This is a genomic window from Rhizobium sp. TRM95796 (assembly GCF_025779995.1).
In the GTDB taxonomy this organism is placed as follows: Bacteria; Pseudomonadota; Alphaproteobacteria; order Rhizobiales; family Rhizobiaceae; genus Rhizobium_E.
In genome coordinates this window covers 341,958-354,338 of record NZ_JAOXHE010000001.1, presented here as the reverse complement: position 1 = coordinate 354,338, position 12,381 = coordinate 341,958, and the positions used below count along the sequence as shown (strand labels likewise).

General features: G+C 62.4%; 10 protein-coding genes. 4 read left to right on the top strand and 6 right to left on the bottom strand.

The window, feature by feature from the left end; translation table 11 throughout:
- Nucleotides 1–33 precede the first annotated feature (33 nt).
- The 3 genes from OCK01_RS01755 (at nucleotide 34) to OCK01_RS01745 (ending at nucleotide 3,300) form a co-directional block, all read left to right on the top strand.
- Entirely contained in the window at nucleotides 34–2,124 is a 2,091-nt protein-coding gene (locus tag OCK01_RS01755) for a TonB-dependent receptor domain-containing protein (protein WP_263822427.1), read from the top strand.
- Between the two features lie 64 nt (nucleotides 2,125–2,188).
- Nucleotides 2,189–2,509, top strand: a complete 321-nt coding sequence (locus OCK01_RS01750; protein WP_263822426.1) for a TfoX/Sxy family protein — start codon at nucleotides 2,189–2,191, stop codon at nucleotides 2,507–2,509.
- Between the two features lie 113 nt (nucleotides 2,510–2,622).
- Complete coding sequence (locus tag OCK01_RS01745) at nucleotides 2,623–3,300, top strand: M10 family metallopeptidase C-terminal domain-containing protein (RefSeq protein WP_263822425.1); 678 nt, start codon at nucleotides 2,623–2,625, stop codon at nucleotides 3,298–3,300.
- A gap of 34 nt (nucleotides 3,301–3,334) precedes the next feature.
- Here OCK01_RS01745 and OCK01_RS01740 read toward each other — a convergent pair whose 3' ends face one another.
- The 6 genes from OCK01_RS01740 to OCK01_RS01715 all read right to left on the bottom strand — a co-directional run bounded on the left by OCK01_RS01740 (nucleotide 3,335) and on the right by OCK01_RS01715 (nucleotide 8,844).
- Entirely contained in the window at nucleotides 3,335–3,754 is a 420-nt protein-coding gene (locus OCK01_RS01740) for an NUDIX domain-containing protein (protein ID WP_263822424.1), read from the bottom strand.
- 1 nt (nucleotide 3,755) lies between these two features.
- On the bottom strand, nucleotides 3,756–5,255 hold the full coding sequence (locus OCK01_RS01735) for a DEAD/DEAH box helicase (protein ID WP_182826000.1): 1,500 nt from the start codon (nucleotides 5,253–5,255) through the stop codon (nucleotides 3,756–3,758).
- Nucleotides 5,256–5,403: 148 nt separating this feature from the next.
- Nucleotides 5,404–6,018, bottom strand: coding sequence for a LysE family translocator (locus OCK01_RS01730; RefSeq protein WP_263822423.1), 615 nt, complete (start codon nucleotides 6,016–6,018; stop codon nucleotides 5,404–5,406).
- 52 nt (nucleotides 6,019–6,070) lie between these two features.
- Nucleotides 6,071–7,285: a M23 family metallopeptidase gene (locus OCK01_RS01725; RefSeq protein ID WP_318530218.1), complete on the bottom strand. Its 1,215-nt coding sequence runs from the start codon at nucleotides 7,283–7,285 to the stop codon at nucleotides 6,071–6,073.
- Nucleotides 7,286–7,505: 220 nt separating this feature from the next.
- Nucleotides 7,506–8,333: a ferritin-like domain-containing protein gene (locus tag OCK01_RS01720; RefSeq protein ID WP_263822421.1), complete on the bottom strand. Its 828-nt coding sequence runs from the start codon at nucleotides 8,331–8,333 to the stop codon at nucleotides 7,506–7,508.
- Between the two features lie 43 nt (nucleotides 8,334–8,376).
- Nucleotides 8,377–8,844: a peroxiredoxin gene (locus OCK01_RS01715; RefSeq protein ID WP_263822420.1), complete on the bottom strand. Its 468-nt coding sequence runs from the start codon at nucleotides 8,842–8,844 to the stop codon at nucleotides 8,377–8,379.
- A 118-nt stretch (nucleotides 8,845–8,962) separates the two neighbouring features.
- On the opposite strand from OCK01_RS01715, the gene OCK01_RS01710 reads away from it, so the two are divergent.
- Nucleotides 8,963–12,349, top strand: a complete 3,387-nt coding sequence (locus OCK01_RS01710) for a DUF3971 domain-containing protein (protein ID WP_263822419.1) — start codon at nucleotides 8,963–8,965, stop codon at nucleotides 12,347–12,349.
- The last annotated feature ends 32 nt before the right edge of the window (nucleotides 12,350–12,381 follow it).

Below are 12,381 nucleotides of genomic sequence, written 5' to 3'. Positions count from 1 at the left end.
ATCGTGGGTTTGAAGCGCTTGGCCGCCATTTTCATGGCTGGAACCGCTGTCGTGTTCGTGTCGACTCAACTGACGCAGGCGCAGGACGCCGAAAGCGCGCCCACCGAGGAAACCACCAGCGACGGCGCAACCAAGCTCAAACGACTGGTGATCACCACCACGCCGGGCGAAGGCGACATCACGGATTCGGCCGCGCCGGTCTCGCAGATCAGCGCCGAGGATTTTCAACAGCGTTACAACGGCAACATCAACACCGCGCTGCGCGCCAAGGCGGGCACCTTCACCCGCGAAGGCGCCGAGCAGCCGGGCGTGTCCGTCAATATCCGCGGCATGCAGGGCATGGGCCGCGTCAACACCATGATCGACGGCGTGCCGCAGACATTCCGCAATCTTTCGGGCCATGGCGGCAGCTTCGACAACATGGCTTATGTCGATCCCAACATGCTGGCCGGCGCGGATATTTCCCGCGGCGCAGTCAGCGGCGCCGAAGGGCTCGGAACCTTGTCGGGATCCGCCAATCTCCGCACCGTCGGCATCGACGACGTCCTGCTGGAAGGCAAGAACGAAGGCCTGATGACGACGCTGCGCACCGGGACCAACGGATACTATTTCTCACGGCTGACCGCCGCCGGCATCCGTCGCGACGTCGGCGAGAGCGGTGATTTCTCGGTGATGGGCGCCGTCTCGGGCAGCAATTTCGGCAATTACGAAAACGGCGACGGGCAGGATTATCCCTACGACGCCTCGCAGCAGCCGCGTTCGGCGCTGATGAAGGTGAAGATCGCGCCCGACGACACCCATTCGCTGGATCTGGGCGGCGTCTATTACAAGAACGCCTTCGACGTCGAGAGCGCCGGTTATCGCTGGCATATCGACAACCAGACCTATTCGGCCAAATACGCCTATACGCCGGGCGATAACCTGATCGACTTGCGCGTCAATGCTTACGCCAATTTCACCGATGTGAAACTGGACTCGCTGACCGGTGACGGCGTCTTCGACGGTCGTGACGGTCGCGACACCGGGCTCGGCGTCGACATCAGCAACACCAGTCTCTGGGATGTCACCGACGACACCGAGGTCAAGTTCAACTATGGCGCGGCGCTCAATTCCGACGAGTACAGGGGCAATGAGCAAAGCGGCGCAAATCCCGACGGCAAGCTGGTCAAGAGCGGCGCTTTCGGCGACGCGACGCTGACGCATGGCATGTTCGGACTGACCACCGGGCTGCGCTATGACCATTACAGCCTGAGCGGCGTCGCCTCGGGCGCGCCGGACGACTGCGCCAACGGCTATTGCGGCGGCGACGCGATCGATCGGTCGGGGGGCAAGTGGAACCCCAAGATCGGCGGAACCTTCACGCCGGTGGACTGGGCGCAATTCTACGCCACCTACGCTCATACGATGCGTCCGCCGACTACGTCAGAACTGTTCTATCCCGGCGGGCATAATTTTAACGGCGTCGGCGACCCGATCAACAACAATCCCAATCTCGTTCCCGAAGAACAGAAGGGTCTCGACATCGGCGTCAATCTGATGGGCGAGGGCCTGCTGAGCGCGACCGACAAGGGCCATCTCAAGATCGGTTATTTCTACAACCGCATCGAGAACTACATCACCTATGGCTATGACGCCAACAACGACGCCAAGTGGATCAATCTGGCCGGCGAGACCATCATGCAGGGCGTGGAAATCGAAGGCGGTTACGACACGGGCCGCCTCTACGCCAATTTCTCCCTGACCATCGCCGATACAGACCAGCCCCTGGGCCTGGCCGCCGGCTTCGGCAATGACGTCGGCACGCTCCCGGACGACTTCGGCATGCTGGATGTCGGAGCGCGATTCCTCGAGGAAAAGCTCACTGTGGGCGGTCGCGTTCGTTACGTCGGCGACAGTATCCAGGCCTATGTCAACGAGGAGCAGAGCCTGGAGCGGCCCGCCTATACTCTGTTCGACCTCTACGGCTCCTACAAGGTTAGCAAGCACTTCGAGACCTTCTTCACTGTCGAGAACCTGTTCGACAAGGCCTACTGGACGGCCAATACCGGCACCGGCGACATTCTGAGCGGCATCACCAATGGTCGCGGCAGGACCATTATGGTGGGAGCGACGACCCGGTTCTGAGAGGCGCGCTTGACGCCTCCGCGTCGCCCGTCGATAGTCTCCCCGACTGGCGCGGGGGAACGGCATGGACGTCGACGATATCCAGGATCTGTTTCGGGCCGTCGGCCCGGTGTCGATCCGCCGCATGTTCGGCGGCAAGGGCATTTATGCCGACGGCATGATCATTGCGCTCGACCTGTTCGACGGCATCATGCTCAAGGGCGACAAGGATGCCGGGCGTCTTTATGAAGAGGCGGGCTCGGCGCAATGGACCTACACGCACAATAAGTCAGGCAAGCCGGTCGCCATGCCCTACTGGCCGATTCCCGGCGCGGCCTATGACGATCCCGACGAAGCCGCGCATTGGGTGAGGATCGCCTATGAAGCTGCGCGCCGTCTGTCGTGAGGCGCCGCGTTTCGCAGAGCTTTTTTTATCGCATGCGGCCGTTTGCATAGTCGCGCCCGTTTGAAAGCCGGCAAGTCGCCCGCGTATTCTCCGGACGAAAAGGGAGACGCGCCATGACCTTAGCTTACGCCTTCGTCGGTTTCGACATCAACAAGATCGACTATCACAGCATTACGACAGCTTCTCAGTTCACCACCGAGAAAAAGGAATTCGCCGCCTTCTACGCCAATGGATATGAGGAGCATTTCGTCGGCAAAAACCTGACCTACGACGCAGACGGACGGCTGACGGGCGGCACGGTGATGTCCTACGAAGCCCGGTTTGGCGACACGGTCTTCTATATGGAGTTCAGCGTCGCTGCGACCAAAATCCAAACCGCCATCGATACGGTCTCCACGAAGGACGACATGGCGCTGATGGCGACGATCTTCAAGGGCAAGGACTGGCTCTACGGCTCGGAAGACGACGATGTCTTGAAAGCCTTCGGCGGCAATGACCGGATCGACGGGCACGGGGGCGACGACGTGTTGAGCGGCGGCGCGGGCAGAGACGTGTTCGTCTTTTCCAAGTATCACGGCAAGGACGAAATTACCGACTTCGAGGCGCGCGACACCCGTTCCGGGCATGATCGCATCGACCTCAGGGAGGCCGGCAAAGACTACACCTTCGCCGATCTCAAGACGATGATGGCGCAGCATGGCGACGATGTCGTCATCGACTTCGGCAAGGCCGAACTGACGCTCGACGACGTGAAACTGTCACAACTCGGCCGCGGCGATTTCCTGCTTTGACTTGTTCAACCGGGGCCTGCTTTACGCGGGCCCCTCAGCGCAGCGGGGCTTTGGTCAACATGGCCACGGCGTCGGCCGCGAAGCGTGACAGCGGTTGCGGCAGCGCATCGACGGGGAACCAGCCGAATTCCGGCAGTTTCTCCGGCTCGGTCACCCGAGCTTCGCCGGAAAACTCAACGGCGCGATAGATCAGCGACAGCCAGTGCTGTCCTTCGTCTGCAAAGATCTGTTCGGAAAGACCGAGAAATTCGACCGAGCCGATCAATAGTCCGCTCTCTTCCTCGGCTTCGCGGCGCACGGCGTCGTTGGCGGCCTCGAGATGATCGATCTTGCCGCCGACGATGTTCCAGTGTCCGGCCTCGGGCGGCCGCACGCGACGATAGAGAAGGAGCCTGGCGTCCCGTATGATGACGAGGCCGACGCCGACTCCGGGGAAATCCTCGCCGGGCCGCATCTTACTTGATGGCGGCCGACACCATCATGAAGGCAGGGATGTCGTCGCCGAAACCCACCGGCGTCGGACCATCGTCGCGGTCCTGGTAGCGGCGGCGACGATGGTCGTCGTTGGCCGGGTAAGGACGCTCGTCGCGATAGTCACGCTTGGGGGCCTGGTTGGTCTTCGCCATAGGTGGTTCAACTTTCTTCGAGGCCATGTCGATCACGGCACTCTTATCGGCTTTTTCGATGTCGGTTTTATGACCCGCGACGTCGCGCGGCGCCTTGGAGCGATCACGATCACGATCGCGGCCACGGCCCTTGTCCCGGCCGCCGCGGCGGTCGGACGACTTGCGGTCTTCGCTTTCCTCGCGCTCGGGAAGTGCGGAGAGATCGCCGCCATGCCACTCGATCTCTTCGTTGATCAGCTTCTTGATCGCGTCGAGATGCTTGGCGTCGCGCTTGGTGATCAGCATGAAAGCGGCGCCGGAGCGTCCGGCGCGGCCGGTGCGACCGATGCGGTGGACATAGTCTTCCGCATGGATCGGCACGTCGAAATTAAAGACGTGGCTGACGTCGGGAATGTCGAGGCCGCGCGCGGCGACATCCGAGGCCACCAGGAATTTCAGGTTGTTTTCCTTGAAATTGTGCAGCGTGGTCGTGCGCGAGCGCTGGTCCATGTCGCCATGCAGCGCGCCGACCGAAAAGCCGTGACGCTCCATGGAGCGGAACAAGTCGGCGACGTCCTTCTTGCGATTGCAGAAGATGATGCCGTTCTTGATGTCGGCCTCGACTTCGCGGATGATGTTGCGCAGCGTGGCGCGCTTTTCCCAATCCTGGCTGTGGCTGGCGACGAGGCGCTGAGTCACGGTCTTGGCGGTGGAGGAGGGCTTGGCGACCTCGATCCGCTCGGGATTCTGCAGGAAGGTGTCGGCCAGTTTCTGGATCTCCGGCGGCATGGTGGCCGAGAAGAACAGCGTCTGGCGTGTGAAGGGGATCATCTTGGCGATGCGCTCGATATCCGGGATGAAACCCATGTCGAGCATGCGGTCTGCCTCGTCGATCACCAGGATCTCGACGCCGGTCATCAACAGCTTGCCGCGTTCGCAATGGTCGAGCAGGCGGCCGGGCGTGCAGATCAGCACATCGGCGCCGCGCTCGAGCTTCCGGTCCTGATCGTCGAAAGACACGCCGCCGATCAGCAGGGCGACGTTCAATTTATGGTTCTTGCCGTATTTTTCGAAGTTTTCCGCCACCTGGGCCGCCAATTCGCGGGTCGGCTCGAGAATCAGCGTGCGCGGCATGCGGGCGCGAGCGCGACCCTTTTCGAGCAGCGTCAGCATCGGCAACACGAAGGACGCGGTCTTGCCGGTGCCCGTCTGGGCGATGCCGAGGATATCACGCCGTTGAAGCGCGAACGGGATGGCTCCAGCCTGGATGGGGGTGGGGATCGTATAGCCCGAATCCGTGACTGCGGAGAGGACTTTCTGGCTGAGGCCGAGATCTTCAAAGGTTGTCAAAGGAAATGACTTTTCCGTTGTTGGCGTTTATTTACCCTGGAATCTGTCCAGCGCTGCTGGATAAGCTGCGTGGGGCATAATCGTTAACGACCAGCAAGTCAAGAAAATCACGGTCTTGGGGGCGATTAGCCTTAACGTGGCGACATTATCAACGCGCCGCCGCGGCGATGACCCCGGTTCCGATCATCACGGAGCCGGCGGCGCGGTTCACCCTGCGAGCGACGACCGGCGAGGTCATCAGGCGGCTGCTCTTGCTCGCGATGAACAGATGCCCGGCAATCACCACCGCCTCCACGACGAGAATGACCAGGGCGAGCTCCAGCGCCAGCACCGGGCCGATATCGGCGCCGACGACATTGGGAAGCAGTGCGACATAGAAAAGCGGCATTTTCGGATTGCCGAGATTGAGCAGCACGCCCGATGTGTAAGCCGGCAGAAGTCCGCGATCACGGCTGCGTAGGGCGAGATCCGCAGCGTCGGGTCTGGCGGTCCACAGACGTATGCCGGTCCAGATCAGCCAGATCGCTCCGGCATAACGAAGCACGGTCATGACGACGCCCATCTCGCTGGCGATGACCGAGAGGCCGAACACCGCTGCGACGAGAAAGATCAGGATGCCGGTCACCGTGCCCAGTCCATAGGCGAGACCGGACGTCCATCCATGAGATATGGTGCGGGCGACGATGGTCAGGTTGTCGGGTCCGGGGCTGGCGGCGAACACGAAGAAGGCGAGCGCGAAGGCGACGAGAGTGGATATGTCCATGACCGAGCTCCTGTTTCGCCTCTAGGAAGCAAGAGCCGCGCCAGGCGCCCGCTCAGCGAATATAGGTGTCGAGTTTCATCCCGGCGTTGAGGAAACGCAAGGGGTCGACGGCGCGGCCATTGCGGCGCACTTCATAATGCAGGTGTGGTCCGGTGGAGCGGCCGGTGGAGCCGGAGAGCGCGATGATGTCGCCGTCGGCGATCTTCTGCCCCTTGTCGACGAGGATGCGGGAGAGGTGGCCATAGCGGGTGGTGACGCCGTTGCCGTGATCGATTTCCACCATCATGCCGTAGCCGCCGGCCGGACCGGCGGCGATCACCGTCCCTGCGCCGGTCGCGAACACCTTGCCGCCGGTCTTCTGGCGGAAGTCGATGCCGGCATGCATGGCGAGCTTGCCGAAAAACGGGTCGATACGGTTGCCGAACAGCGAGGTGATCTCGCGCCCGGGGGCCGGATTGGCGAAGGGCAGCGTTTCGGCGTAAGATTTCACGCGCTCGAATTTCTGCAGCGCCAGGTCGAGATCGCTGAGCGAATCCTCGAACATGTCGCCGGTCTCCGGCGGCATATAGGGGCCGCCGATGGCGGTGTCGGCAGACGTCTCGACTGCAGCGGTGTCGGTGGGCAGGCGGAAGCCGGTGTTGGCGAGGATAGACTGGATCTTGTCGGCGCGTTCGCGGGCGTCGGCGGCGAGCGATTGGATATGGGCGAGTTGCTGGCGCTCGATCGATTTCAGCGACAGCGTCACCTTGGTGAACAGGCGGTCGGCGCGATCGGCGATGTCGCTCTTTCCGGGTTGCGGGGCGAGGGACGCAGACTTCTCTGGCGCCTGCGCCAGCCGCTCCCGCGACAGCAACGTCTTGAACGACGACAGCGGCGAGAAGGAGGAGTGCTCCTCCTCGGGGACGAAGGCCTTGACGGGGGCGGCGTCCGGCGGCGTCGCATCCAGCCCGGCGCCCTCGGCCCGTTGCAGCACGTCGCCGATCTTGCCCTGGCGCGAACTCAGCGCCATCTGCTGTTCGAGCAGCTTTTCGACCTTGTTTTCGACCACCTGCTGGTCGAGCAATTGCCGGGAGGTGATGCGGTCGACCTGGGCGCGGAGCGCGGCGATGCGGTCTTCGTAATCATGCTGCATGCGCGCCTGGCGGGCCATGGCGGCCCCCATCAGGTCGTCACGCAGCACGAGATAGGCGGTGGCGCCGAGATAGCCGAGCGACAGGAAGGCGACGCCCGCCGCGGCGAGCGCCGTCATCCAGGGTCGGACCGTCATGTGCCGAACCTTTTCGCCGCTCGCGAGAATGAGCAGATGCTGCTGCCGCCTCCGGCCGAATGTCTTGCTTGCTCCGTCCGACACGCCCGCCAACCTCGTGATCTGAAACCGGCCGCTGCGACGGTTCCGACGTTCCCCTGGATTCCTTGGTCGGATTAGAATTTATTAGGGTTAACCAAAGGTTAAGTTTGCGGTCCGCAATGCAGAAATCGAAGGGATGTCAGGCGTTTCCGAGCGGGGACAGCGTACGGTAGAAACTGGGCGTGAGACCAGCGGCTGCGCGGGCGAGATCGTTGAATGGCGGTTTCAATCCGCCTCTGAAGTTTTCGCGCACCAGGGACTGGAAGGCTGCGGCTGGGTCCTTCTTCTCGCGGGCGCAGAGGAAGCGAAACCACTTGGCGCCCACCGCGACATGGCCCTTTTCGTCTTCGTAGATCACATCGAAGACCTTGGCGCTCTCTTCGTCGCCGAGTTCCCGCAGGTTGTCGCGCATCGACGGCGTCACGTCGAGGCCGCGGGCTTCCAGAATGAGCGGCACAACCGCGAGCCGTGCGGTCAACGAATTGCGCGTCGAATGCGCCGCCTCCCATAGGCCGTCATGGGCGGGCAGGTCGCCATAGTCGGCGCCCAATTGTCTGAGTCGGTCGCGGACCATCAGGAAATGCTTGGCCTCCTCGAAGGCGACCATCATCCAACCGTCGAAGAAGGAGCGCGGCACAAGCTGGTCGGCGAAGCGCGCGACGATGTCGAGCGCGAGATCGACCGCATTGAGTTCGATATGGCAGATGGCGTGCAGCAGCGCGATGCGTCCATGCGCCGTGTGCAGCGAGCGCTTCTTCATCTTGTTCGGGGGGACGAGCGCTGGCTTTTCCGGTCGGCCGGGCCTAACGGGCAGTTGCGGATCGAGCGGCGACCTCAGCGAAAGCGACCGCGCGGCCCACAGTCGATGCGTCTCGCGCGTCAGCGCCATCTTGCGGTCGAGATCCGCTTCGGCCACGCCGGCGATCGCGCCGGCGCGCAGGCTGTCGATGGTGAAATCGTCTGTCATTGGAATCGGATGTCCGCATGAGCTCACATTCCGATTCCACTTATTAAAGCGACTTCACCGCTTCAAGGACTTCCTCGGCGTGGCCGGCCACTTTGACCTTCGGCCAGACCTTGAGGATCACGCCGTCCGCGCCGATCAGGACCGTCGTGCGCTCCACGCCCATGTATTTCTTGCCATACATGCTCTTCTCAGCCCAGACGCCATAGGCGGCGAGCGTTTCAGTGCTTTCGTCGGAGGCGAGGATGACGCCGAGAGAGTGCTTCTTGCAGAAATTGTCGTGCTTCTTGACGCTGTCGGGGGACATGCCGATCACGACGGCGCCGGCGGCTTCGAACTCCGGCAGAAGGCGCGTGAAATCGATGGCTTCGATCGTGCAGCCCTCGGTATTGTCCTTCGGATAAAAATACAGCACCACTTTCTTGCCAGATTGTTCGGCGAGGGACACGCTGCCGCCGCCGTCGCGCGGCAGGGTGAATTGCGGGGCTTTGTCACCGGCTTTGAGTTCGGCCATGGCGTTTATCGTGCCTTTCTCAGCATCCACGCTGTGCAAATCGTTCTATTGAGATATGAGCGGTTCGTCGGAATCGCGACAACGTATATACGATGTTCGACCGAGAGAGGTTTGCGGCTTGGATCACATTCGCGGCGAAAAGGTGGTTTTTGGCAAGGGAGACTATTGCTCCCTGGACGATCTGCCGTCTTGCCGTCGGCCGGACGCGCCGCTTCTCGCCACGCCGAGGCGACGCAGGCCGATGCGCACCGTGGCGAAACTGCTTTCCGTCGTCGTGCTCGTGTTCTCCGCCGTGTTCAGCACCGTGCTGGTCGCGCTCGAGGAGGGCTATCTCGACGACACGTTGACGGCGCGGGCGGAGCATGAATTGTCCTCCGCGCTCGGTCCGGATTTCCAGCCGTCGGTCGGCTCGGTCAGGCTGCGCTTTACACAGACCTGGCTTCTCGGGCTTGCCGCGGGCGATGTGAAGATCGTCCACAAGCCGAGCGGCGTCGTCGCGCTCAAGACCGACAGCCTCAAGGTGGCGATCAGCCCGCTGTCGCTGATGATGGGACGGATCGTGTTGTCGCGCGCCGAAATCGGATCGGCCGAAGGCGATCTGCGCTTCCTGCCAGCCGGCGCGCCGATGGACCTCAAGTCTCTGCGGATCGACGCAATCCCGAACGCGCTGAGCGCGGCGTTCCCAGCCATCGATCGATTGGTTGAGGCTCTGCGCCGCGCGGATGTGACGGATGTCGCGGCGGCGCGGCTGTCGCTCAAGCTGCCGCGTCCTACCGAACATGGCGATAGCGTCTCGCTCGTCGATTTCGATCTCACTCATCCCGACGAGGGTCGCTACGTGCTGAAAACGGCGGCCGAGTTCGGAGATCTGCGGCCCCGGATCACAATTTCGGTGGACGCCGACGGCAATACCGTCACCGCGCTCAACGCCAATGTCGAGCGATTGCCGTCGAATTCCTTCATTATGAAGCGGAGCAAGATCACCGGCGAGAAGCGGTTCGGGATCGAGATGCCTCTGGCGATCGGGGTGACGGCGGAGCGGGAAAAGACGCTTCTCATCCGCATCGCAGCCGGTCCCGGGTTGTTCTATGCCGACAGCATCACCCAGCCGGTCGACAAGGGGGAAGGGCAGCTGCGCTACGATTTCGCCGACCGCAAATTCGTCCTCGACCGCGGCGATATCGTCTCCGGCGAAACGCGGCTGCCGCTGGTGGGAACGCTGATCGATCTCGACAGGGTCCAGAAGAATCAGCCGGCCGGATTCGCATTCGAGGTGGTCTCCAATGAAGCCTATTCGGCGGTGAAAGGCGTGGAGTTGCCGCCGCAACCTTTCAGTCTTCGCGTCGCCGGCTTCTTCGCGCCCGAACCGCGATTGTTGCAGCTCGACACGATCGGCGTGTCGACGAAAGAGGGCAATTTCGCCGGTTCGCTCGCGGCGCGTTTCGTCGAACCGTCTCCCGCGGTCAGTTTCGCGGCGCGGTCCGATATGCTCACGGTCGATTCGCTGCGGCGCCTCTGGCCTTACTGGTATGCCGCCAAAGTGCGAGACTGGGTCATCCAGAATGTTCAGGGCGGAATGGTGCGAAACGGCCAGATCGACGTCAATCTCGCGGCCGGCCGCATCCCCGAACATCCGATCCCGATTCATTTCGAACCGGGGGAAATCAAGATTTCTCTCGATGTGGAAGACGCGGGCATCCGCTTCAACAAAACGATGCCGGCGGCGACCAAGACCAGCGGACGCGTCGAGATGATAGACCGCATGGTGAGCGTCGCCATCACCAGGGGTGGAATTCCCCTTCCCTCGGGAAAGACGTTGACCAGCGACGGCGGACGTTTCCTGATCGGCGATATCTCGGATAAACCCCTGATGGGTCAACTGACCTTGAAGGCGGCAGGCGCGGCGTCGGCGGTTGCGGAATTCGCCAGCTTTCCGCCCATCAACGCGATGTCGCGCGCGCCTTTCGCCTTGTCGGATCTGACCGGAAACGTCGCCGGCGAGGTGCAGGGCGTCTTCGGGCTGGAAGAGGCCCAGCATCCGCCGGCGCCGGTCTTCAAGGCCGATCTCAAACTGTCGGACGTCTCGCTCAAGAAGCCTTTCCGCGACAAGCAGATCAGTGATCTCACCGGTGACCTCTCCGTCGATCAGAATGCCGCCCGGCTGACGGCGCGCGCCGACGTCGATGGTATGAAGCTGAAAATAGAAGCGACCGAGCCGGTTCGCAAAGACCGGGCCGAGTTGCGGAAATGGCGCGTGTTCGGGGATATCGGCAATGACGAACTCGCCTCCATCTCTCCGAGCCTGGCGGACGTTGTTTCCGGATCTCTCGGCCTCGACATCAGCGGCGACTCTGTGAGCGCCGACAAGGTGGCCGTCGATCTGACCAACGCCTCGCTTTCGGTTCCGGGTATTGGTTGGCGGAAGGGAGCCGGCGTGGCCGCCAAGGCGGAATTTTCCATGTCGTCGGCGCAGGGCGTGACGACGTTGGACGACTTTTCCCTCGGCGGCGAGGGCTTCGGCGCCTCCGGCGTCCTCAAGTTGGACAAGTCGGGGCTCCTGGCCGCCGACCTCAAGAAAATCAGGCTGTCGCCAGACGACAAATTCGCCGTTTCGCTTGATCGGAAGGGCAAAGGCTATGCGATCGCCGTGACGGGCGACGCTCTCGACCTTCGCCCGCTGCTTTCCAAGCTGAAGGATGACAATGGAGCGGCGGCCTCGAAAGGTCAGAAGGATGCGAGCAGCACTTCGATCAGGGCCACGCTCGGATCGGTGGGGGGCTACAACAAGGAAAGCCTCAGCCAGGTTCGATTGGCGATGGCGACCCGAAAAGGCGAGATTTCCACGCTCGATTTCGGCGGCGTCACCCGTTCCGGCCAGGCGGTGGTGGTGCGCAGGAATGGTTCGACCGGCGCCTTCGAAATCGCCAGCGGCGACGCCGGCGCGCTCGCTCGTTTCGCCGATGTCTACAAGAACATGAATGGCGGCCTGCTCAATGTGAAGCTCACGTCGCGCGGCGAGAAATCCTGGCGGGGATCGGTGGACATCCGCAACTTCGCCCTTGTGAACGAGCAGCGTCTGAAATCCTTGGTGTCGGCGCGCACGGGCGCCAATGGCGAAAGCCTGACCGATGCATTGAAGACCGAGATCGACACCAGCTCCCAAAAATTCCGTCGGGGTTTTGCGCGGCTGCTCATGGATGGCGGGGTCATCAGCGTGCAGAACGGCATCGTGCGTGGCGACCAGGTGGGCGCGACCTTCCAGGGCGTCGTTCGCGACCCCAGGGGTCGGATCGACATCACCGGGACCTTCATGCCGGTCTATGGCATCAACAGCCTGTTCGGACAGTTGCCGATCATCGGCAACATCCTCGGCAATGGCCGGGATCGAGGTCTGCTCGGCATCACCTTCAAGCTCGAGGGTCCGTTCGACGCGGCGCAGTTGTCGGTGAATCCATTGTCGTTGATTGCGCCCGGCGTGTTTCGCAACATCTTCGAGTTCGAATAAAAAGGCCGCGCCCCCTGTGGGACGCGGCGCAG

Bases quoted from the DNA above. Each gene is read 5' to 3' on its own strand.
- OCK01_RS01755 (WP_263822427.1), top strand. From the start codon at position 34: ATGGCTGGAACCGCTGTCGTGTTCGTGTCGACTCAACTGACGCAGGCG.
- OCK01_RS01750 (WP_263822426.1), top strand. From the start codon at position 2,189: ATGGACGTCGACGATATCCAGGATCTGTTTCGGGCCGTCGGCCCGGTG.
- OCK01_RS01745 (WP_263822425.1), top strand. From the start codon at position 2,623: ATGACCTTAGCTTACGCCTTCGTCGGTTTCGACATCAACAAGATCGAC.
- OCK01_RS01740 (WP_263822424.1), bottom strand. From the start codon at position 3,754: ATGCGGCCCGGCGAGGATTTCCCCGGAGTCGGCGTCGGCCTCGTCATC.
- OCK01_RS01730 (WP_263822423.1), bottom strand. From the start codon at position 6,018: ATGGACATATCCACTCTCGTCGCCTTCGCGCTCGCCTTCTTCGTGTTC.
- OCK01_RS01725 (WP_318530218.1), bottom strand. From the start codon at position 7,285: ATGACGGTCCGACCCTGGATGACGGCGCTCGCCGCGGCGGGCGTCGCC.
- OCK01_RS01720 (WP_263822421.1), bottom strand. From the start codon at position 8,333: ATGACAGACGATTTCACCATCGACAGCCTGCGCGCCGGCGCGATCGCC.
- OCK01_RS01715 (WP_263822420.1), bottom strand. From the start codon at position 8,844: ATGGCCGAACTCAAAGCCGGTGACAAAGCCCCGCAATTCACCCTGCCG.